Annotated in this window: 16 protein-coding genes; 8 read left to right on the top strand and 8 right to left on the bottom strand. The window is 44.0% G+C overall.

The window, feature by feature from the left end; translation table 11 throughout:
* Positions 1-20 precede the first annotated feature (20 nt).
* From folP to B9T10_RS01585, 5 genes are read left to right on the top strand one after another with little or no spacing between them, the layout of a single operon-like run.
* Positions 21-848, top strand: coding sequence for a dihydropteroate synthase (gene folP / locus B9T10_RS01605; protein WP_094537634.1), 828 nt, complete (start codon positions 21-23; stop codon positions 846-848).
* Between the two features lie 10 nt (positions 849-858).
* Positions 859-2,763, top strand: a complete 1,905-nt coding sequence (locus B9T10_RS01600) for an ABC-F family ATP-binding cassette domain-containing protein (protein ID WP_094493399.1) — start codon at positions 859-861, stop codon at positions 2,761-2,763.
* An 8-nt stretch (positions 2,764-2,771) separates the two neighbouring features.
* Entirely contained in the window at positions 2,772-3,173 is a 402-nt protein-coding gene (locus tag B9T10_RS01595) for a hypothetical protein (protein WP_008314542.1), read from the top strand.
* 9 nt (positions 3,174-3,182) lie between these two features.
* Positions 3,183-4,283, top strand: coding sequence for a toxic anion resistance protein (locus B9T10_RS01590; RefSeq protein WP_094537633.1), 1,101 nt, complete (start codon positions 3,183-3,185; stop codon positions 4,281-4,283).
* Positions 4,284-4,295: 12 nt separating this feature from the next.
* Positions 4,296-5,414, top strand: coding sequence for a 5-bromo-4-chloroindolyl phosphate hydrolysis family protein (locus B9T10_RS01585; RefSeq protein ID WP_246782135.1), 1,119 nt, complete (start codon positions 4,296-4,298; stop codon positions 5,412-5,414).
* Here B9T10_RS01585 and B9T10_RS01580 read toward each other — a convergent pair whose 3' ends face one another.
* Positions 5,415-6,878: a hypothetical protein gene (locus tag B9T10_RS01580; RefSeq protein WP_094537631.1), complete on the bottom strand. Its 1,464-nt coding sequence runs from the start codon at positions 6,876-6,878 to the stop codon at positions 5,415-5,417.
* Entirely contained in the window at positions 6,871-8,757 is a 1,887-nt protein-coding gene (locus tag B9T10_RS01575) for a Na/Pi cotransporter family protein (protein WP_063454897.1), read from the bottom strand. Before B9T10_RS01575 ends, B9T10_RS01580 begins: the two co-directional genes overlap by 8 nt.
* Positions 8,758-8,809: 52 nt before the next feature.
* On the opposite strand from B9T10_RS01575, the gene B9T10_RS01570 reads away from it, so the two are divergent.
* On the top strand, positions 8,810-9,826 hold the full coding sequence (locus B9T10_RS01570) for an FUSC family protein (RefSeq protein WP_008314534.1): 1,017 nt from the start codon (positions 8,810-8,812) through the stop codon (positions 9,824-9,826).
* A 2-nt stretch (positions 9,827-9,828) separates the two neighbouring features.
* Here B9T10_RS01570 and B9T10_RS01565 read toward each other — a convergent pair whose 3' ends face one another.
* The gene (locus B9T10_RS01565) at positions 9,829-10,989 is read right to left on the bottom strand and encodes a hypothetical protein (protein ID WP_094537630.1); all 1,161 of its coding nucleotides are present in this window, start codon (positions 10,987-10,989) and stop codon (positions 9,829-9,831) included.
* A gap of 94 nt (positions 10,990-11,083) precedes the next feature.
* On the opposite strand from B9T10_RS01565, the gene yccS reads away from it, so the two are divergent.
* The gene (gene yccS, locus B9T10_RS01560; protein ID WP_094491117.1) at positions 11,084-13,207 is read left to right on the top strand and encodes a YccS family putative transporter; all 2,124 of its coding nucleotides are present in this window, start codon (positions 11,084-11,086) and stop codon (positions 13,205-13,207) included.
* Here the strand turns inward: yccS and B9T10_RS01555 are convergent, their stop codons facing one another.
* From B9T10_RS01555 to fumC, 5 genes are all read right to left on the bottom strand, one after another.
* A complete protein-coding gene (locus B9T10_RS01555; protein WP_094537629.1) occupies positions 13,208-14,437 on the bottom strand; it encodes a sugar transporter in 1,230 nt (409 codons plus the stop codon).
* Positions 14,438-14,539: 102 nt separating this feature from the next.
* Entirely contained in the window at positions 14,540-15,589 is a 1,050-nt protein-coding gene (locus B9T10_RS01550) for a 2,3-butanediol dehydrogenase (protein ID WP_008314529.1), read from the bottom strand.
* Positions 15,590-15,682: 93 nt separating this feature from the next.
* Positions 15,683-16,342, bottom strand: a complete 660-nt coding sequence (locus B9T10_RS01545) for an RloB family protein (RefSeq protein ID WP_094537628.1) — start codon at positions 16,340-16,342, stop codon at positions 15,683-15,685.
* Between the two features lie 24 nt (positions 16,343-16,366).
* Positions 16,367-17,608, bottom strand: coding sequence for an AAA family ATPase (locus tag B9T10_RS01540; protein WP_063454892.1), 1,242 nt, complete (start codon positions 17,606-17,608; stop codon positions 16,367-16,369).
* A gap of 166 nt (positions 17,609-17,774) precedes the next feature.
* The gene (gene fumC, locus B9T10_RS01535; RefSeq protein WP_094537627.1) at positions 17,775-19,169 is read right to left on the bottom strand and encodes a class II fumarate hydratase; all 1,395 of its coding nucleotides are present in this window, start codon (positions 19,167-19,169) and stop codon (positions 17,775-17,777) included.
* Positions 19,170-19,350: 181 nt separating this feature from the next.
* Here fumC and B9T10_RS01530 point away from each other — a divergent pair, with 181 nt between their 5' ends.
* Positions 19,351-22,749 carry an FAD-dependent oxidoreductase gene (locus B9T10_RS01530; protein ID WP_094537626.1) on the top strand — a complete coding sequence of 1,133 codons (3,399 nt, stop codon included), beginning with the start codon at positions 19,351-19,353 and terminating at the stop codon, positions 22,747-22,749.

The raw sequence follows: 22,749 nt of genomic DNA, 5'->3' as shown, positions 1-22,749 counted from the left end.
GTCTTTTTTTAGGAGATGCAATGACTCACGCGAGTCTCACTGAATTATTAAATGCCCAAGCGCCCATCATCATGGGGATTGTCAATGCCACGCCAAACTCATTTTCTGATGGCGGGGATTACTTTGCCTCAGAAGATGCCATTATGCGCGCCCATCAATTGGTTGATGAAGGTGCTACCATCATTGACATTGGTGCAGAATCCTCAAACCCCAAAGCTTTGCCCATCAGTAGTGATGAGGAGATTGCGCGTTTAACGCCCGTGGTTTCAGCCCTTGTGGGTAAACTCCCTGCACTGATCTCCATTGATACTTATCACCCAGAAACCATGGCGGCGATGGTGGATTTAGGCGTGGACATCATCAATGACATCAATGGCTTTCGGGATAAAGCTGCGATTGCCGCGGTGGCGAACTCAAAGGTGGATTTGGTGGTGATGCATTTAGATCAGCCCATTGCTGCGATGCACACGGAAACTGAACATGCGGACATTACGCAAAGCATCATTGACTTTTGTCATGAGCGCGCCGCGACTTTAACTAGCCATGGCATTGAACAAAGCCGCCTCATTTTTGACCCGGGCTTTGGTTTTGGCAAAACCACGGCAGAACAAATTGAGCTTTTACAACAACTTGAGCGCTTAACTGCCCTGCCTTATCCAATGCTCATTGGCTTATCACGTAAACGCCTCATTGGTCACTTAACCGGCGTCAGTGATGCGAAAGCACGCATCATTGGCAATGTCAGCGCTGCCCTTTGGTGTTTGACAAAGGGCGCGAAGATTTTACGCGTCCATGATGTCAAAGCCACACAAGAAGCCTTCACCCTTTGGCAACAACTTTCTAACTGATTGATAAAAAATGATAGATTTTAACCAAATTACCTTACGCGTGGGCACAAAAGTGCTGATCGAAGATTTCTCCATGCAGATCCACAATAAAATGCATGTGGGTTTAGTCGGCAAAAATGGTACCGGCAAAACTTCCCTCTTCAACCTCATTTTAGGGCACTATGAAGCCGATAAAGGCAATGTGCACATTCAGCCCCATTTACAAATGGCACATGTGGAGCAAGAGATTCGCAACATTGATCAAACGGCGTTTGATTATGTGCTCTCAGGCGATGCAGAACTCATTGAATTGCGCAAAGCTGAACAAAAAGCATTAGATGATAATGATGGCATCGCCATCAGCCACATTCATCAAGAGCTTGAACGCATCGATGGTTACCGTGCAGACAGCCGCGCGGCGGCGTTGATGACGGGACTTGGCTTTAATCCTGAAGATCTCCATCAACCGATTGCCCATTTCTCGGGCGGTTGGCGCATGCGTTTGAACATTGCCAAGGCGTTGATGTGCCGCTCGGACATTTTGCTCCTCGATGAACCGACGAACCACTTAGACTTTGAAACTGTGGTTTGGTTAGAAAACTGGCTCAAAGGTTATCAAGGCATTTTGATCATCATCTCCCATGATAAAGAGTTTTTAGATCACACGTGTAACTACATTTTGCACCTTGAGCAGCAAAAGGCGAATCTCTACAAAGGTAACTATGCAGATTTCCAACGCATGCGCGCGGAAAAATTGATCTTGCAGCAAACCATGTATGAGAAAAATGAGAAGACCAAAGCCCATTTAGAGAACTTCATCCGCCGCTTTGGCGCAAAAGCCACCAAGGCAAAACAGGCGCAAAGCCGCGTCAAAGCCTTGGCAAAATTGGCAGACATTGCGCCGGTTGTCGCCACCAATGAATTCACCTTTTCATTTTTAAAGCCGGATCGTTTACCGGATCCGCTGTTAACGATGGATAATGTTGCCATCGGTTATGAGGTGGGCAAACCCATTTTAAACAATGTGAACCTCACATTAACGCCTGATACGCGCCTTGGTTTACTCGGTAAAAATGGTGAGGGTAAATCCACCTTGATTAAAGCGATTGCCGGTCAATTGAGCATTGAAAATGGCGACTATACAGCTTCTGAATTTTTAAACATTGGGTACTTTGCTCAGCATCAATTAGAATATTTGACGGTGACAGAATCGCCAATGTGGCACATTCAAATGCTTGATCCCTTAATCAGCACCCAAGAGATTCGTAATTTCCTTGGGCAATTTGATTTCCATGGCGACAAAGCTTTAGAAAGCATCGAGCGCTTCTCTGGCGGCGAAAAGGCGCGTTTAGCTTTAGCGATGATTGTCTATCAAAAACCCAATTTATTGCTGCTCGATGAACCGACAAACCACCTTGATTTAGAGATGCGCGAAGCCATTGCCATGGCACTGCAAGCCTTTGAAGGCGGCGTTGTGATCGTTTCCCATGATGCCTCACTTTTAGAGATGTGTTGTGATCAATTTGCCGTGGTGCGTAATCACACTGTCACCCTTTATGAGGGCGATTTAGAGAGCTATCGCACACAAGTGGTCACTGAACGCAGCAATGATGAGAAAAGTGCTGCGGGGACATCTACACCTTCCACTGAAGCAAAATTAGATTTCAATGAGCGCAAAAACCTTAATGCTCGCCTAAAGAAATTAGAGCGTGACATTCCCAAACTTGAAGCTGAAATGGCAAAAATTGAGGCAAAAATTGCCAAACTTGATGACATTTTAGGCGACAGTGATACATACTTAAACAAAAGCCACGATGAAATCCAAACCTTAAATGCGCAAAAAGATCAATGTTCCACGGACTTAGCCGCCGCAGAAGAGGCTTGGCTCATGGCTGGGGATGAGATTGAAACCATCACCGCTCAACTCAATGCATAGGAGATCACATGTTCAATCAAGCTTTCATTGCCCGTTTATTGCGCTTAGTGGGCGCAGCCTTAGTATTAAGCGCAGGTTACTTTGTCTATTTAGACAAAGAGCTCATCTATACAGAAGCGAGCATTGTGCGTTATGAAGGGAATCAACCGTTGATCCGCTTTGCGCCTGCCCCAAATGAGCAGATCACTTATCAATTGCCTGAAGCGATGGCGATGGATCAGCATCCTGTGGGCAGCACACTTTTGGTTCGCTATCCCAGTGGGGATTATGGTAAATTAGAGTATGTTTCCCCAGTTAAACAGTGGGCGTTTTACATTGTCTTGCCCATTGGTTTGATTCTGTTTTTCATCGGTGCATATTTAACCCTTAAAGTGCGCCGTGCCCAATTTAAACAACTGAATAAAAAATAAGGAACCACAATGAACGAAATTCAAAACGATCAAGCGATCATTGTCTCAGAAGAGAAAATCCTCAACGAATTGGCACCGAATCAAGCAGAGATCACCGCCATCAGCGAAACCATTAACATCAATGATCCCACGCAATTTTTAGCCTATGGTTCAAAGCCGATGGCAGAGATCGCGCGTTTTTCTGACACATTATTAAATCGCGTTAAAACAAAAGATGCCGGCGAAGTGGGCAATCAGCTCTCTAACTTGGTGCTTAAAATCCGTGAATATGACCCTTTCACAAAAGAAGAACAAGCCACGGGATTTTTAGCAAGCATTCCTGTGATTGGCGGACTCTTTCGCAAGGCTGAAAAAGTTAAAATTGATCACACCAATTTAACAGAACAAGTGGATGCCATTGCGAGCCACTTAGACAACTCAATGGTGCAATTGCTCCGTGACAATGAACAGCTTGAATTGCTCTATGCCAAAAATCTAGATTATTACCGCGATTTAGATCTGTTCATTAAAGCAGGTCAGCATCATTTAGAAAATGTGCGCACCCATGAGCTCCCTGCCCTTGAAGCGACGGCAAATGAGTCAAAAGATCTATTAGATGCCCAAAAAGTGAAGGATTTGATGGAAAACATCAATCGCTTTGAGCGCCGCTTGCATGATTTGAATCTCTCAAAAACGATTGCCATGCAAACTGCGCCGCAAATCCGCATCATTCAAAACAACAATCAACAGTTGGCGGAAAAAATTCAAGGCAGCATTTTCTCCACATTGCCTGTTTGGAAGAGTCAAATTGTCTTATCACTCTCCCTTCAAGAGCAAGAAAAAGCCGCTCAATTGCAAAAAGATGTGGCGGACACCACCAATGATTTATTGCGTAAAAATGCCGAAATGCTTCAGCAAAATAGCATTGCCACCGCAACAGAAGTGGAGCGCTCAATTGTGGACATTGAAACCATCAGAGATGTGCAAAATCGCTTAGTCAATACCATTGAAGAGACCATGAAGATTGCCACAGAAGCGCGTGAAAAACGTAAAGCGGTGGAGATTGAATTGTCCCAAATGGAAGACAATTTACGTGAACGCATCACCTCTGTGGTGGATAAATATCAATAATTACTCGGAGGGATGATGAGTTATCAAGAGTCAGATCTACCATTTCAGCGCAAAACCCACATCATTGAAGTCACATCTGTGGATACGCAAGATGGCCCCATTTTGCGCCAAGAAGAGATTGATTTCAGTGAAGCTTTGGTCAAAGGTGCAAAAACCACCGCCAAACGCATGCTGTTTCACACCAAAGCATTCTTAGGTGGCATTACAGCGCAAGTGCTGAAACTCTTCATCCCAAGCAGCATTGATCCCTTTTACGGCGCCACTTTTTTGTGCAGCTATTTAGGGATCCTTAGCCTTTTTCCCCTGCGTAAAAATCACACTGCCACTCTGCTTGGGCTCATTGTGGCTTTAGCAACGGTTTTAGGTGGATTGTGGCCGGTGGCATTATTATTTGGCGGACTCACCACCACAATCATCGATCTATGTGATAAAGCGACGCGCAATACAGGCTTTTGGTTCACCATTCCGCTCTCATTGTTAGCACTGGCCTTTGCGAGCATTCATATGTCTGAATCCATCTTCAGTGCCATGCCCATTTGGACGTATGGCTCAATTGCCATGGCTATTGGTCTTGGGGTACTTAAACCAAAAGCATTAAAGCATTTGGCCAATCTTGCGCTGATGAACGAGGATGAAAAACGCAGCTATTTAGAAAGCATTGAGCTGCAAGCGGCTGCAAAAATCGCCAAAGCCAATGCTGAAAAAGAAGAGCGTTCCTATGCCATTTTTGCCCGCCACATTGAAATGCTTCGCCTGATTGAAGAGCACACAACACAATTGCCGAATGATTTATCAATCGTGGTGGAATCGATTGGCACAGAATCTGTGGACATTTTAAAAATCATGCAGCGTGATCCGCGCGATGTGATCGCTGGCGGACAATTTTTAAACCGCTATTTACCGTTGATTCATCAATCCCTTGTGCGCTATAGCACCATTAAATCCCTGCATGATGCACAAAGCATCGAGATGGACATTGATGCAAAAACATTGCAGTCCCTTCGTGGCATTCAGCAAGCCTTTGTGCAGATTAAAAAGCAGCTTGCGGACAATGATGTTGATGATCTCAAAGTGGATCTAAATGTGATGGATAAACTCATCCGCGCCCAAGGCTTTGAGATCAAAGAGTGATCATTTTTTGGCAAAATCGAGCGGTTGGAGCACTTCTAGCCGCTTAATGCCATGGACGTTGAGCACAATGCGCACAAGCTCCGTGGCATGATTTTCCTGCCCTTCTTGATCCCCTTGAATCCGAATGCGCCGAATCATATACACATGATAACTTTTCTCCCCAAGGACAGGCGTCTCATCCTCTTCTAAAAAGGGGAGTTCTTCAAATGCCACATCAATGTAACGCAAAAAGTCCGTCACATTAAAACGCGTAATATCTGCAATGGGAAAGCGGGTCTTTTCAAATAAATCAGGTTGATTGATGAGGTGCACTGTTTTTTTGTAATACAACACATCCTCTTCGCGCTCGTTGTTGAGCAAAATCTCCTCATACGTTTTCTGATGCATGATGCGCACATCATCTGGCAATGCAGAATGAGAAATGAACCGAAACGACTCACGACAAATCCCGATGGGCTTTTTAATGCCTTGTTTATAAATGAGTAATTTTCGATCCGGCAGCCAACGCTGAAAGATCTTTTGCAGCTTCTTTTTGCCAATGTCCTTAAAACGATCGCGGAAAATGTACGCCACCACCATAATGAGCAGCACTTTAAAACTCAACGTATCATAACGACCGCTGCGCCAATTGAACATGATGGCAAAGGTAAAAAGCATCGATACCGCCGCAATCATTGCATAAATGGTGTGCCAAATGAAAGGTGCACCTTTACGATGGCTGATGTCCAAAAATAGATAACGATTGATGTAACGGCGCAGCGTGCTCCATCGATACAAAACCTTCTCATTGCTTTCGCCAGGCGTTGCGATGCTTTCCGGATAATTCTCTTCCCGATACAAAATCTCCTCACGCCACACATCGCTGATTGCACGACGCAGCGGCATGTTGCGCTCTGTGATGAGTTTACGCAAATAATACGTCGTCACCCAGGAGATGTATTCATCACAATATTCAAAGGCTTTGGAGACAATTTTTTCTTCAATCGACGCGCATAAAGGTTGTAGTGCACGATACGCTGCAATGCTCGCCTCAATGTCCGTGAGCAATTGTTGTGTGCTCTCCTCACTCTTTTGATTTGGCCCTTGTAGCAAACCTTTGACAGAGAGGCGAAGGCTGCGCTTATAAGTCAATGCAATGCGTTTTAAAGCATTTTCATAATCGGATAAATCCACAGTTTCTGTTTGCCATGCCTCTAAATCCGCCTTTAAGGATTCAACCACGCCACCGACTTTATAAAAACTTTTCAGCTTATGAGTGGCAGGACTTAAGCGCACATAATTTTTAAAAGAGCGACGAAACTCTTCTGCAGAATATGATTGTGGATTGATCTGTAATGCTGCAGGCAAAAAGAAATAGGTCTCCACATGATATTTAATGTCTTTGGTTTTTGCGTGGTCAAAAGAGACCCGCTGTTTAATTTCAAATTGTTTATGTCCATGAATCTTTAAAGATTCTTTAATCATCTACGATTTCCTTATCTAGGTGTTCAACATCATCATTGGCAAAGGGGTACATTTGGCTCTCAAGTGTCAATAACATGATGTCAAATAGGCTTTTCACAAGGCGACGGCAATAACTTAAATCATTCATCACAGAGCCTGTATTAAAGGCATTGACCTTTTGATCGCGCCCTGCAATGAAAATCTCATGACGAAACACACGTTCAAACTGTTTGCCCTTGTCTAATTGTGCGTGGATCTCATCGAGTAAATGCGCTCGTCTGACAGGATCACACAGATCTTCATCAAAGGTTTTACGCATCTCATACATCGCTTTGAGATTGGTGAGCAAATAGAGTTTCAGATCTTGATAAAAATCGTGCATGATGCCCTCTTTTGCAGTGAGATAGCGATTGAAGTTCTTTTGCAAATGACGGCTGGATTTGACAGAATCCACCATCGACAACACCACCATTTGGCAATTGAGGAGATACGATTGGTAATACTCCATCTCTTTAGCATCCGTAAAATGAATGCGACTCATGTAAATGAGAATGTTGCCATACAATCCCTTAACATAATGATTATACAGTAAATTGGCATCCACAGAGGCGCGATCATGGCTATTGGCAAAGGCATCCTCATTAACCTCGCCATCTGTCACATCTTCAAGGGAAATATTGAGGGATAAACAGACCACTTCTGCACTCACTTCCCCAAGGTGACGAATCTCTTGGAACACTGCACCCATTGCCGCTGCAGGCACGGACAATGAAGCTTCTAAGAGATATTTCGATTGCACGGGCGGATTGCCCTCTTCAATGGCTTCAATGGATTCTGCGGTTTCCACCACCAAAGGCACTTTTTCAGCATCCGGAATCAAGCGTTTTAACGCATCGAGTAATTTTGCCTGTACGCCCCAAAAAAGTGCCACACCCACCACATTAAAGAGCGTATGAAAGAGGGCAAGCTGCATCAAATCATTGAAATCAAGCCAGCGCCCTATGCCATGAATCATCTCGCGGATCGGGCTTAGGATCAAGACAATCACCAGTGCGATCACTAAGTGAAAGACCAAATGCGCCAACGCCAAGCGCTTACCATCACGACTGCCACCTAGAAAACCAATGATAGAGGTTGAAACTGTACTGCCAAGGAGCGCGCCAATCGTTAGGATGAATGCGTCGTTCAACGTGATTTGTGATAAATCGAGCGCCGTTAAAATCAACATAATCGTGGCATGGCTTGATTGCAATACCATTGTGGCTAAAAAGCCCACCGTCAATAAAATCAAAAAGCGCCAAAAACCTGTGATGTCAAAAGTGGTGAAATCAAACTGCGTGGTCACATCCGAAAATCCTGTTTTCATATGCGTGATGGCTAAAAAGATAAAAGCAATGCCGATCACCACGCGCCCAAGCGCTTTACTTTTATCACCATTGAATGACGCCAACACCCCGAGCACAATCAAAGGATACGTCAACACCGATAAACTGACGCTTTGCCCTGCCAACGCCAACAACCAAACGCCACTGCTTGAGCCAATGTACGCCCCAAGCATGATGGTAAAACCACCTGCAAGCGTAATGAGGGATGCATTAATAAAAGCAATGATCAGCAGCGACACCACCGTGGTAGACTGTAAAACGATGGTGGAACCTGCACCAAAGAGTAGCCCTTTCCAACGTTTGGCAGTGCTTTTGGCCAGTAGCTTTTCTAATTTACCGCCAGCTAATTGTTGCAATCCATCGGTCATGCATTGCATGCCAAACAGGAAAAATGCTAACCCTGAGCACAACTCTACCCAACTTGGATGACCCTGAAAGGAGTAGATCAAGACAGCAGCAATGATCAAAAAGATCACATGACGAATTTGATTTTTATCCATAGTTTTAATTGGCATTATAATAGTGAGTCCTCCATTGTATCGTTTATATTGAAGATTGGCACCTGCTATGAAATTCATTCCCCACAACTTTTACTGCCGTGACAGCTTTGTCTTCGTTGGCAGCATGTTCATCAGTGCATTGATTGTCTATCCTTTTGTGGGCATTCAAGGCGGCATCGCATGGACCTCATTTGCGGTGCTCTGTACTTATTCCCTCTATACCGCGAACGAAGATCGCAGTAACTTTTGGTACGTCCTATTTTGGATGACACTCATCATCTCAAGCACCTATGTGGGGCGCTTTTTGCATCTCTCTTGGGGCTTTTATCTCTATCTATTGGCGATCGCCTATTGCTATTACTACTTCTTTGGGCGAGATCCTGTGTGTGATCGTGCCATGCGTTTCATCATCATTTTATCCACCATTGGCACCACAATGCCGCATGTGACCAAAGGCTTGCCATTGGGCTCACTCATTGGGACATTAACTGCATTGGTGGTGTGCCATTTATTGATGCGTAAAAAATATGATCTCAAAGCTTTTGAACAAGGGATTTTTACCCATCATCTTTTTAAGCTGCAAACCAACCTCATTCCGCGTGCAGTGATCTATAGCCTTGGCATGTTTGCCTGTTTGCTCATCCCGCATTATTTGATGCTCGATAAAATTTATTGGGCAACCTTAATGTTCATCATGGTTTTAACGCCCAAAGCGGACAATGTTGTACACACAACATTACTGAGATTTTTGGGCAGTTTAGCAGCGGTGATTCTGCTCTATGCCATTTTCCAAGTGGCGTATCACACAGGCTTACAAAGCCACATGGCCATTTTAGTGCTGATTTTACTTTTTATGTTCGCCTTCATTTTGCCGATGTGCTTTGGGAAAGACACCTTCATTGTCGCCTTTGGCACCACCTGTTACAGTTTAACCCTCGTGGAATTGGCAGGCTTTTGGCACAATCCCACTTATACATTGCTCATTGACCGCATCACTGAAACGATGATCGGTGGGATTGTGGCGATCATCGCAGGGATTTTACTTAAAGTGATGCGTGAACAAGGTGACCCGAATGATCCATAAAATTATTGATCATTCAGTTTTTGCGTGATGTTCATGAACTCTTTACGCAATTCAGGATTATCAAATGGCACAATGCTTGGCACTTGCATGGTGGAAAAGGCTTTAAAATCGCGCTGACTTTCCTGCATCAATGACAATACATCGAGCGACACTTTAACAGTGGAATAAGTATTGAGTGCAATCGCTTCGCGTGACTTGGCAGCTTTTAAAATGGCTTTGGCATTCACCGCTTGCACTTTCAAATATTCCATATAGCGGTCGATGGCCTTGACTGCCAATTGATTGGCTTCGATGTTCTTTTGCAGAACCTTTTTCTGAGCGCTGTCGGCACTTTTTTGTAAGCGTTTCGCTTCGGCTAAACTGCGTTCTGCCTCTGTGCGATACGCTTTAAGTTGCACCATGTAATTCTCTTCAAGCTTTCGAATGAAGTCCGTTTGAATCTTCACCACCATGCGATGCAAAATCGTTGCCATGCCGTAATAACGTTTCACAGCATCAAAATCTTGCGCATTGGTTTCCATCAAGGTTTGTAGCTGCGTAGACACCGCAATCGCGCTGTTAAAAAGCACAATGGCGCGCACGGTTTCCTCACCTGTTACGGTGGTGTATAAAAATTCTAATTGCTCAGGGGCAAGATTCACGCCAATCTCGCTCAGTGCATCACTCATATTTTCCCGAAGCGTCACTAAACTCGCCTCATATTGCGCTAAGTTTTGCTCATGGATTTCGATTAAACGGTCATAATCGCCGCGCGTGGAGGCTGTCCAACCTTTTAAAGTATCGGTGGGCGTATATTTCATCAGTGTGCTTGAATCTTCTGCCACTGCAAATAAGCGTTTTTCACGCAAATCACGAATGATGAGGCGCTCTTTGGCGATCTGCTTTTCCATTTTAAAGTAATTTTCCCGAAGTTTGACTAAACTCGGTAACTCTAAACGAACAATCAAATCCCCTAAATAATCATCAATGTCTGAATTGGCTGAGGCTTGATCGCGCCCAAACCATTGGCGCTCTGGCAAAGTCAATGTTTCACTGAGTGCACCTTCCGCTTTACTCAAAATATTCAAACCCTTATGATCTAATTGCGCGAGGCTCAACTGCCCTAAACTCATCCCTAACATCACCACACAACACCAACGACGCACCACACCACCTCCTAACATTTAATCAATTGATCATTATACCGATGATCAATCATCAATTTAGTACAAAATTCGCGTAAAATGGTGCCATGAAACATCTAGGAGATGAATTTCTATGAATATACCCTTTGAACATGTGCGTAAAATTTTTTACCACAGCAATCTTTTGTTCAGCATTCGCATCATCATTGCCGTGCTTGGCAGTACGATTGTGCCAACACTCTTTGGCGACATCCGCGCGGTGATCCCTTTAACGCTTGGTGTCATTGCATCCGCGATCACGGACATTGACACAAGCCCAAAACAGCGCATCACCAACCTTGCCATTGTCTTAACCTGTTTTACCATTGCCACATTTTCCGTCGAATTGCTTTTCCCGCATCCCTATTTATTCATCATCGGGCTTGTGTTGGCAGGCTTTTGCTTCACCATCATTGGCGCTTGGGGGCAACGCTTTGCCGTAATCTCCTTTGGTACGCTGCTCATTTCTACATACACCATGCTCGGTATCGGGCTCTATCACACGCCGCTTGTGCTCTCATTATTGATGCTCGCAGGCGCTTTGTGGTACGGGCTCATTGCATGGATCGAGTCAATTGTGCAGCCGATTCGCACCACCCATGAATATCTGCACAACTCTTTTTTGAGTTTGCGTGACTTTTTAAATGCCAAATCGCAGCTCTTTGACCCGGATGAAACCGATGGTTTTGTCCTTCAAACCAAAACACTCACGGCGCGCAATCAAGCTTTGATTCAATCCATGAATCGCAGTAAATTCTCGCTCTTTAACCGTTTACGGGGTGATCAAGGGCATCGGCGTGTACGCATCATGCTCAATTACTACTTTGTGGCGCAAGACATCCACGAGCGCGCTGCTTCATCCCACATGAATTATCAGATTTTGAGCAATCACTTAAAAAACAGTGATGTACTGTTTCGCATTGCGCGGATCATGTCGTTACAAGCCGCAGCGTGTGAACAAGTGGCCATCAGCATTAAATACCGTAAGCCTTATGAGCATAATCCACTGTTTGAGCGCTATTTTGCAACGCTTGCTGAATCCATTAAACAGTGCCAAGCGCCGCAATCGATCATCGTGGCATTGACGAACATTCATAAAAATCTCTATGAGATTGATCAGCAATTTAAACAGATCAACCAAGTCAATTACATTTCCCATGACAACGTGCACAATCATTTGGTGGAAAATGAAGTGACCACCATAAAAGAAGCTTGGCTGCGCATTCGGGAAAATCTCACGGTTAAATCTGCCCTATTTCGTCACTCTGTGCGCATCAGCCTTGTGTTTGCCATTGGTTATTTAATCGTGCAAGCCACCCATTTGCCTCATGGCTATTGGATTTTAATGACAAGCCTATTCATCTGTCAGCCAAACTACGCCACCACACAAAAGCGTGTCTTTTTACGAGTTGCCGGAACTGTCACAGGGATTTTATTGGGCGTCTTTTTTGTGGCGCTCTTTGACACCTTAACCACACGCCTATTTGCCATCATCGTTTGCGCATGGCTGTTTTTCCTCTTTCGCAATTCGCGCTATGCCTTTGCCACTGTGTTCATCACGCTCTTGGTCTTCTTTAGCTTCAGTTTAACGGGGGAAAGCTCATTGGATGTGGCCTATTCACGCATCCTTGCCACTTTGATTGGGTGCAGCATCTCTTGGTTAGCGGTGAGTTTCTTATGGCCAGATTGGCGCTATCGCACATTGCCAAACCTTGTGCAAGCGGCGCTCAATGATAATGCAGCGTATTTGAATCAAACCCACCGTCAATATTCCGTTGGGCGCTTAGATGATGTGGCTTACCGCTCTGCCCGCCGCGATGCTCATGATGATTCTGCCGATCTTTCCGCCCTCATCAGCATTATGTCTAATGAGCCTAAAGTTAATCATCAGCTCATTGATCAAGCCTTTCAGTTTTTAACGCTGAACCATACGTTGATCAGTTACATTTCAACCCTTGGGGTGCACCGTGCGTCTAGTCTATCAGATGCCGTGCAAAAGCAGTTTGATCAAACCTGTGATTTGATGGTCAAGGCATTGCACCGCCATCAGCTCAATGAAGCGGATTATCAAAATCATTGCCAAGCGCTCAGAGAATTATTGCAAGCCTCAGAAACGCTCAGCGCCATTGATTATCAGATCCTTCAGCAGTTGCAATTGATGTTACAAATCTTGCCGGAGATGATCAAAACGGCTGATCACGTGATTCAAGCAGCATAATCAATGCATGGCAACATCGTCCTTCGGTGTTGCCGCACTGATCATAAATTGCGCTCTATAATGCATGAATAACCACATCGCTAAACCAAAGGCCACAAGGCTAATGCCAGCCCCCACAAAGCCTAATGATTCAAGCCCCAATTTTGCAATCACGATGTTACCCACAAGCGCGCCACCACCTATGCCAATGTTAAAAATGCCTGAGTAAATGGACATCGCCACATCCGTTGCATCCGCCGCTAAATCCAAGACTTTCACTTGCAGCGCAAGCCCCACACAGATGCTGGCAATCCCCCAAATGAAGGACAACACAAACAGCAACACGCTCGAAGATGCCATGGGCAATAAAATCAAAATACACACCGTCAGCACAATGATAGAGATCGGTAAAAAAGCCAACGGATGGCGACCATTATAGCGCCCAAAAATATAGCTGCCTGCAATGCCTGCCACCCCAAAGATCAATAGTAAAAAAGTGGTATAACTTGGCTCAATCTTCGCCACTTGCTCAGCAAAAGGCTCAATGTAGCTGTATACGGTAAAATGCGCCGTGACAAAAATCGCCGTCAGCACAAAAATGCCCACCAATGCAGGTCGTTTAAATAAAATGGGTAAGCTTTTGAATGAACCTGCATTTTCACTCGGCAATTTAGGCAACACGCGCAGTAAAACCACCAGTGTGATCAAAGCAAGCCCGCCAATGCCTAAAAAAGTGAAGCGCCAACCCACCATTTGCCCCACAATGCGGCCAATCGGAATGCCAAGCACTGTGGCTAACGCTGTGCCTGTGGCTAAAATGCCAAGCGCCTGGGATTTTCGTCCAATGGGTGCAACCCGCACCGCAAGCGCCGCGGTAATCGACCAAAACAATGCATGCGAAATGGCAACACCAATGCGCCCGATGATAAGCACCGTAAAAGATTCTGCCATAAAACAGATCACATGACTCAACACAAATACAAGGAAGATATACAGCAACAACCGCTTACGTTCCATTGCCCCCACCATCAACAATAAAGGCAATGATGTAAGTGCCACCACCCACGCATAAATGGTGATGATGATGCCCACGTGCCCAATGGACATGTTAAAGTCTTGTCCAATGTCGGTGAGCAGCGCTATCGGAATGAATTCTGTCGTATTAAACACAAAGGCTGCAAACGCTAAACTGATGACGCCAAGCCATGCGCGATTGGCGTGGTGATTGGTTGTGATGGGCGTTTCTAACATCTTCGCTCCTTATTGTTATGGTCGATGCTGTTCACCCTAACAAAAAATCCCCTGTTTGCCTATGGCGCGCAGGGGATTTTGGGCAATCATTGAAAAATCAAATTATTGTTCGCCGCTCAGCGTCACCAAAATTTTGGCCTGCGTTTTATCAGAGACCAAGGTTTCAAAGCCCTCGTTGACGATCTCATCAAAGGCGATTTTCTTTGTCACAATCGGTGTCACATCTAATTGCCCAGATGCCATCAAATCAATGGTTTCTTGGAAGCTTGAGGGTGAATAAGCAATCGATGAGGTCACTTTCACACCTGTATTGATGAGCTGCATCGGATGCCAGGTGATGGGCGCTGCAAAAATAGAGATGATCACCATCGTGCCGCGCGGGCGCGTGACATTGATGGATTGCTCCACCGTTTGCTGAACGCCCGCAACTTCAAACGCCACATCAACACCGCGGGGCACAATGTTGCGCACAGCTGTAACAGCATCTTCTTTCCCTGAATTGATGATGTGGGTTGCACCCATCGCTTTGGCCATCTCTAAACGTGAATCGGAGAGATCAAGGGCAATGACTTTAGTTGCGCCACCTGCTTTAGCCGCCGCAATCGTCACTAAACCAATCGGGCCGGCACCAAACACCGCAACCGTATCACCAAAACGTAAACCGCCCTCTTTCACCGCTTGCACAGCCACGGCTGTGGGTTCAATTAACGCAGCCGTTTCTAGCGAAAGATGATCTGGCAAATGGTACACCGCAGATTCTGGCACATTCACAAAATCAGCAAAACCACCATCACAATGCAGACCAATGAAACTAAAGCCATCATAAATGTCATCATACTCACTGCGTTTGCCATGGGTAATCGTTGGATTGACGGAAACGCGGTCGCCCACTTTATATTCAGTCACATTTTTCCCCACCGCTTCCACAACGCCAGAGAACTCATGCCCCATCGTCAACGGCGCTAAACCACCGGTTAAACCATCACGTGCTTGAGTCGGAATGAAGACAGGACCTTCTTCAAACTCATGCAAATCACTGCCACAAATGCCTGCCCATGCTACGCGAATGGTCACTTCATTGTCTTTTAAGGGCGATAATGCTTTATCTTCGATGCGGATATCTTCACGGCCATGCCAAACGGCTGCTTTCATAGTGTTCTCCTATTTATCTTTATTATTCAGTAATCTATAGCTTATCAGATCCACAAAATAAAAGCCGAAAGGATCGCTTTCGGCTGATATTTGTCAATGTTTGCTCAATGATAAGAGGTGCTCAACTAACTCATAAACATTCGTATATGGATTACGATACATCTCTTTATCATCGAATGCTTGTTGAGCCATTCTTTTTGCACGTTGTATCGCTTTTTCTAAATAAGGATTCGTTAATTCATACATACCGCTAGCGCCTTTTTGATATTTATATGGCATACCTGTATAACGTTCAATTGCTGTCTCTAACCATTTTTGCATCTCATATCCTGACTGGCAAGGTTTAGTACTATCCACAAAATGTAAAATAAACCAATATTCGAATTGCCGCACAGAAACAATTGGACGCAACTGAATTTTTGTATACGTTGCTATTCGATCAAGTGCTTTTTGAAATGTTGCATGTTCATCTTTATCAAATACACAATATACAAAATCAAAGTCAGGATCACGCTCATAGCATTCAATTGCTCCTTCAACAACTGAAATAGGTGCACTGCCTTTAAACAATATTTTAATATTTGCACTGACTAGTTTATGTGCAGCAACAATTTCTTGAAAATATTGTGTTTCTGTTTTTTGACCTTCACACATAATCAACAAACGAGGCTGTGCATCTCGTTGTTTCAATATACGAGTTCTTTCTAATTTTTTCGCCCTACGCCGCTTATGAAATAAATCATCAGATCCCATGATTATACCTTCTCAAACAACTGATCAATCTCTAATAAATGGAATGCCGCCAAAGCGACCATTCAAATAATCTTTAGCAATATCCTGTTTATCTTTACGTACATGAAAATCCACTAAAGAAAACACCTCTGTTTCTTGTGCACGATTTTTATCACAAAATACAATTTGATCTCTTCTAAATTCAAAAGGCGAAGATAACAAAGAGATATCATGAGATGTAAAAATTAATTGCGCATTATGCGGATTGGTGTCTGGATGATTAAATAAACCTGTTAAATATTGCACCAATTTTGGATGAAGATTATTTTGCAATTCATCTACTACTAATACTGAGCCTGTTTTTAATGCATTGATCCAATAACCCGCTAACCCAAAATACTTTTGTGTACCCGTTGACTCCTCACTTAATTCAAATTCAACACCACCCAAGGACTCCGACTGATGTACAGTGAAAATGCTTAACATATTTTTATCTTTTAATTTGTTAAACAACTCTTTTTTCATTGGTTCTGGCATATTTTTGGGAAAATCTTGAAAAGAAAATGGTTTTTCAACAGCTTTAACGCCATCAATACCTAAATCAGCTTTTTTAAGATATTGTGCAATATTATCTTCTTCTTTCAACAGATATTGAATACTGTGATGCGGATCTAATTCGCTATTCATATGATCAATGAGTTGAAGTCTTTTTTCAAAAAATTCGGTTAATTGCATTAATTGTTCAGAATTATTATCAGAGGCTTTTTTTAAAAAGAGTTGATCATAACGCGTAGCATCTTTCCACATCATCTTTTGCCCTTTAAGCGCATTGCCAATATTCCATGCATACTCTTTTGTTTCCTCATGTAAATAACGCTCAAATAATACCTGTACACGCCCTTTTGGAAATTGATATAAACACTCTGAATAAATCTTTTTAGAAGTTGCAGAGATAACATATTGATAACGTACTTGGTTCACAATAAATGTTAAATCAAATGTTGTAGGTGCAAATTGGCTATTAGCATCTAATTTAAATGGCATTAAAATACTCAAATCATTTCCTAATACCAAACATTGCAATGCTCGGAATGATTTAATCAAATTAGATTTACCTGAACCATTAGCTCCATAAATGATAACAGACTTTAATAAATCAAATTGTTCTTTACCATTATCAAATACAAAATGATTATTTGGACACTCTGTACTTTTCGTAGTCAAAAGAGAAAGGGTTTGCTCATTTTTAATTGAGCGGAAATTTTCTACTGAAAATTCAACTAGCATAGTTTATACCTAATTTTATTAGTGATTTTAAACGAAAAATCTCGAAAATTACATTTAAAATAATAACACATTTTATTTTAAAAAAATACAATCTCTCATTTACACTATAAAAAAGCCCTATAATATAAAAATATAGGGCTTATATTTTCGTCAAAGGATATCGTGACTAAATATTCCCCACCATTTTCTCAGGGATCACCCACGCATCAAACTCCGCTTCTGTGAGATAGCCTAATTCTAATGCTGAGGCTTTAAGGGTTAAGTTTTTCTGATACGCATTTTTTGCAATTTTTGCCGCTTTATCATAGCCAATGTGAGGATTGAGCGCTGTAACCAACATCAATGAGTTATGCAACAAATGATCAATGCGCTCTAAATTCGGCTCAATGCCAGAGGCACAATGAATGTTAAAGCTGTTCATACCATCGGACAACAAGCGCACCGATTGCAAGAAGTTATTGATGATCATTGGGCGAAACACATTGAGCTCAAAATTCCCATTCATGCCGCCAATGTTAATGGCCACATCATTGCCCATCACTTGCGCACACAACATGGTCATCGCTTCGCTTTGAGTGGGGTTCACTTTCCCTGGCATGATGGAGCTGCCCGGTTCATTTTCCGGAATGCGAATCTCGCCAATGCCGCAACGAGGACCCGAAGATAACCAGCGCACATCATTGGCAATCTTCATCAATGCGGCAGCTAAACCTTTTAATGTGCCGTGGGCATACACCAATGCATCTGTGGTGGCCAGTGCCTCAAATTTATTTGGCGCAGTCACAAAATCAAGCTCTGTGAATTCAGAAATCACACGCGCCACACTCTCAGAATAATGGGGCGGCGTATTTAGACCTGTGCCCACCGCTGTACCGCCTAACGCCAATTCAGATAAATGCGGCAAAGCGGATTTAATGTGTTTTTCTGCATTGTGCAACATCTCAACCCAGCCGGAAATCTCCTGCCCGAGCGTTAATGGCGTGGCATCTTGTAAATGCGTGCGGCCAATTTTGACGATCATTTTAAAATCATTGGCTTTTTTTGCGAGCACATTTCTAAGCGCTGCAAGTTCTGGCAATAAATGTTGATGAATAGCCACCACTGCCGCAATGTGCATCGCTGTTGGGAAGGTATCATTGGAGCTTTGGGATTTATTCACATCATCATTCGGATGCACAAGGCGCGCTTCCCCACGCTCTCCGCCCATTAATTCGCTGGCGCGATTGGCGATCACTTCATTAAGATTCATGTTCGTTTGTGTGCCAGAGCCCGTTTGCCAAATCGCCAATGGAAATTCGTCAGGATGCTCGCCTTTAATGATCTCATCGCACGCTTCAACAATGAACTGCGTTTTTCGATCATCCAATAGACCTGCTTGATGATTCACCAACGCCGCCGAACGCTTAACAATCGCCATTGCGGTGATTAAATCTTTGGGCATTTTTTCGGTGGAGATTTTAAAGTTCTCTAAAGAACGCTGTGTTTGAGCGCCCCAAAGCTGATCTGCGGGCACTTTAACATCACCCATTGTATCTTTTTCTATGCGAAACGGTTGATCCATGGTTTCCTCCAAATTGATGTGAATGGATTAGGAACTTTAATGTAGCGCGATTTTATAAATAAGCAACCCCACGAAAATCGGCAATGATGACTTACATCTCAACATCGAATTAAATTTTTAGATACAATATCGCCTTATTCTATCTGTGCAAGACTTATGTAAATTGAATTAGGATGCCGAAATGACTGATTTTAACGACCTTTGGAGACCTTACGCGCTCTCTTTTGATGCCCTCAAAACGACAGAAGGGTTAGTGTCGCTCGATGAGCTATTTTTAAAAAGCTTATCGCCAGAATTAAATAGTACAATCAAAGCTTGGCGCAACAATGCGCTCACGCTCACTGCAATTGAAACCTCTGAGTTACAATTAGAGATTGCCCGTCACCTCAACCGTTTCATCAGCGAAACATTAAAAATTGAGGATCACACCAATTTTTACTTTGAACAAGCGGCTGATGAAGCCATTGTGCTTGAGTTTAAAAATCGCTACGTGCAGCGCGGCGCAAAACGCTATAAGCAAGAGATCACCGAAAGTTTTAATGCTTTGACTGAACAAGTGATGACAAAAAGTGGCGCGACTGCTGAGAACTTTGAATTTGCCCTGGCAAAATATGCCATGGCGCTTGAGGCGGAATCTGCGGAAGAAAAAACTGTCATCGAGTGGGCAACGCTTGCATTAAATACCGATGAAGGCAAAGCATTGACGCAACATTGGGTCTCTTTTAAATTCCCAGAGCGTGTGGATCCACAAGCTTTAGTCAATAGCACAGAGATCACCTTTAAAGGCATTCCTGTGAAAAAAGGCGATGGCAAGGATCGCCGCCGTGATGGTTTTCATCTCACCGATAGCCGCATGTGTGATCATGACATCGCAGGGGAAACCGATTACTGTAAATATTGCCATGATCATGATGGGGATTTTTGTAGTAAAGGCTTCCCTGTTAAAAAGGCGCAACCTGAGCTTGGCTTAAAGAAAGATGCCTTTGGCAATACGCAAACGGGTTGTCCTTTAGATGAAAAAATCTCCGAAATGATCACGCTGCGTAAGTCTGGCCACGTTGTGGGCGCGCTTGCCATGATCATGATCGAAAATCCGATGGTGCCTGCCACCGGTCATCGCATCTGTAATGACTGTATGAAGGCGTGTATCTATCAAAAAACTGAACCGGTTAACATTCCACAAATTGAAACAAATGTATTAACCAGCGTTTTAAATTTGCCATGGGGCGTTGAGATTTATGACATCTTCACCCGCTGGAATCCTTTAAAACAGACGGATTATCTCCCAACAGAAAGCACAAACCGCAAAGTATTGGTCTCTGGTCTTGGCCCTGCGGGCTTTACCATGACCCATTATCTCTCCCAAGCCGGTTGCCATGTCGTTGCTGTGGATGGTTTAAAAATTGAGCCTTTACCTGAAGCCCTTCTCAATGGTCCTGTGGAACATTGGTCATCCTTAGAAGAAGATTTAGCCAACCGCATTTTATATGGTTTTGGTGGCGTCGCGGAATACGGCATCACGGTGCGTTGGGATAAAAACTTCCTTCGCCTCATCTATTTAGTGCTCGCGCGCCGCAACAATGTCCAAATCTTTGGTGGCGTGCGTTTAGGCGGCACATTGATGCTTGAAGATGCCTTTAAAATGGGCTTTGATCATGTCTCGATGGCGGTGGGCGCAGGTTTACCACGCGTATTGAACATTGAAAACTCTTTAGCTCGCGGCATGCGCCAAGCCTCTGACTTCTTAATGGCGATGCAATTGACGGGCGCAGCCAAACAAACATCCCTTTCCACGTTACAAGTGCGCATGCCAGCTGTGGTGATTGGCGGCGGTTTAACCGCAGTCGATGCCGCCACAGAGATGCAAGCTTACTACATCAAGCAAGTGGAAAAAGTCTTACACCGCGTGGAAACATTGGGTGAAGAGGCTGTGCGCGATAAACTCTTCACACCTGAAGATCATGATATTTTAGATGAATTCTTAACCCATGGCCGCGAAGTGAAAGCTGAACGTGAACGCGCAGCTGCGGCAGGTGAAGCACCAAACTTTACACCACTTTTACACAAATGGGGCGGTGTGTTATTGGCCTATCGCCGCACCATGCAAGAATCGCCAGCTTACACTTTAAATCATGAAGAGATCACCAAAGCGTTTGAAGAAGGCATCTTCTATGGTGAATCTTTGAACCCAACGGGCGTGAATTTAGATAAATATGGTCACATTGAAAGCATCTCCTTTACCAAAAATGGCGAGGATGTCACCATTCCAGCCCGTACAGTATTAGTGGCTGCAGGGACATCACCGAACACCATTTACGCCACAGAACATGGCACGCTAGAAGTGGAAGATCAACATCACTTCCAAGGCTATGACATTTTGGGCAATAAAGTGGAATATGATCGCAGCAAAACAGTGAAAGATGATTTTGCACCGTTCACCTCTTTTAACCATAAAGATCATCGCGTGTCATACATTGGGGATACGCACCCAACATTTAATGGCAACGTGGTTAAAGCCATCACCAGTGCAAAACGCACCGCAGATCAAGTGATTGAAGCGATGAAAGCATTGCCTGCGAATCACATCGATAATGCAGAGCTCAGCCGTGTGATGACTGAAGGCTTAACCGTCACCATTGAATCTGTGAAATTAGACAATCCTGCCGTCGCTGAAGTTTGGGTCAAAGCGCCATTTGTGGCACGTAACTTTAAACCGGGGCAATTCTTCCGCTTACAAACCTATGAAGTCGATGGGCAAATTGTGGATGACACTCGTTTACAAATCCCACTCTTTACGGCATCAGGCACCGGTTCAAAAGATGATGCCATTCGCTTGATGGTATTCCAATGGGGCGTTGCACCGCGTTTAGTGTCACGCTTGAAAAAAGGCGATCGTTTAGTGTTAGCAGGACCGACAGGTGCGCCAACGGACATCCCCACCAACAAAAACATCCTCATCATGGCAGGACGCTGGGGCACCGCCATTATGCTCGACTTAGCACCCGTATTGCGTGAAGCTGGCAATAAAATCACCTACATCGCAACCCTTGGCCAAGCCTCTGAAATGGATAAAATGGATGAGTTAGAAGCGAGCACAGATCAAATCGTTTGGTGCGTGCAAAAAGGTGAGAAAGTCACTGCGCGCCGTGCACAGGATTCTTCTGTTGTCGCCACAGACATGATCGAGCTTTTGCATGAGTTAGATAAAGATGGCGTGGTGGATTTATCCAGCATTGATCGCATGCTTGCGTTAGGTTCCACAAGCTTACTCAAAGGGTTACAAAAAGAGTTGTCAGAAGGTGGACGCTTAACGCCAATTTTCAAAGCAGATGTTGAAGTGATGGGCACGGTTGGCAGCCCAATGCAGTGCATGATGAAAGGTGTGTGTGGTCAATGTTTACAATGGCAAATCGACCCCATCACGAAAAAACGCACCAAAGCTGTGTTCACTTGTGCTGGGCAAGATCAAAACGTTAAAGAGATTGATCTTGATAACTTAACCGCGCGCACCAGCCAAAACCGTTTATTAGATGTATTGAACGTGGCATGGTTTGACAATATTTTAAAGAAAATTGATTAA

This window comes from Wohlfahrtiimonas chitiniclastica (genome assembly GCF_002252325.1).
In the GTDB taxonomy this organism is placed as follows: Bacteria; Pseudomonadota; Gammaproteobacteria; order Cardiobacteriales; family Wohlfahrtiimonadaceae; genus Wohlfahrtiimonas; species Wohlfahrtiimonas chitiniclastica.
The sequence above is the reverse complement of the archived record's forward strand: the minus strand, read 5'-3'. Positions and strand labels throughout refer to the sequence as shown.

Bases quoted from the DNA above. Each gene is read 5' to 3' on its own strand.
- folP (WP_094537634.1), top strand. From the start codon at position 21: ATGACTCACGCGAGTCTCACTGAATTATTAAATGCCCAAGCGCCCATC.
- B9T10_RS01600 (WP_094493399.1), top strand. From the start codon at position 859: ATGATAGATTTTAACCAAATTACCTTACGCGTGGGCACAAAAGTGCTG.
- B9T10_RS01595 (WP_008314542.1), top strand. From the start codon at position 2,772: ATGTTCAATCAAGCTTTCATTGCCCGTTTATTGCGCTTAGTGGGCGCA.
- B9T10_RS01590 (WP_094537633.1), top strand. From the start codon at position 3,183: ATGAACGAAATTCAAAACGATCAAGCGATCATTGTCTCAGAAGAGAAA.
- B9T10_RS01585 (WP_246782135.1), top strand. From the start codon at position 4,296: ATGATGAGTTATCAAGAGTCAGATCTACCATTTCAGCGCAAAACCCAC.
- B9T10_RS01580 (WP_094537631.1), bottom strand. From the start codon at position 6,878: ATGATTAAAGAATCTTTAAAGATTCATGGACATAAACAATTTGAAATT.
- B9T10_RS01575 (WP_063454897.1), bottom strand. From the start codon at position 8,757: ATGCCAATTAAAACTATGGATAAAAATCAAATTCGTCATGTGATCTTT.
- B9T10_RS01570 (WP_008314534.1), top strand. From the start codon at position 8,810: ATGAAATTCATTCCCCACAACTTTTACTGCCGTGACAGCTTTGTCTTC.
- B9T10_RS01565 (WP_094537630.1), bottom strand. From the start codon at position 10,989: ATGTTAGGAGGTGGTGTGGTGCGTCGTTGGTGTTGTGTGGTGATGTTA.
- yccS (WP_094491117.1), top strand. From the start codon at position 11,084: ATGAATATACCCTTTGAACATGTGCGTAAAATTTTTTACCACAGCAAT.
- B9T10_RS01555 (WP_094537629.1), bottom strand. From the start codon at position 14,437: ATGTTAGAAACGCCCATCACAACCAATCACCACGCCAATCGCGCATGG.
- B9T10_RS01550 (WP_008314529.1), bottom strand. From the start codon at position 15,589: ATGAAAGCAGCCGTTTGGCATGGCCGTGAAGATATCCGCATCGAAGAT.
- B9T10_RS01545 (WP_094537628.1), bottom strand. From the start codon at position 16,342: ATGGGATCTGATGATTTATTTCATAAGCGGCGTAGGGCGAAAAAATTA.
- B9T10_RS01540 (WP_063454892.1), bottom strand. From the start codon at position 17,608: ATGCTAGTTGAATTTTCAGTAGAAAATTTCCGCTCAATTAAAAATGAG.
- fumC (WP_094537627.1), bottom strand. From the start codon at position 19,169: ATGGATCAACCGTTTCGCATAGAAAAAGATACAATGGGTGATGTTAAA.
- B9T10_RS01530 (WP_094537626.1), top strand. From the start codon at position 19,351: ATGACTGATTTTAACGACCTTTGGAGACCTTACGCGCTCTCTTTTGAT.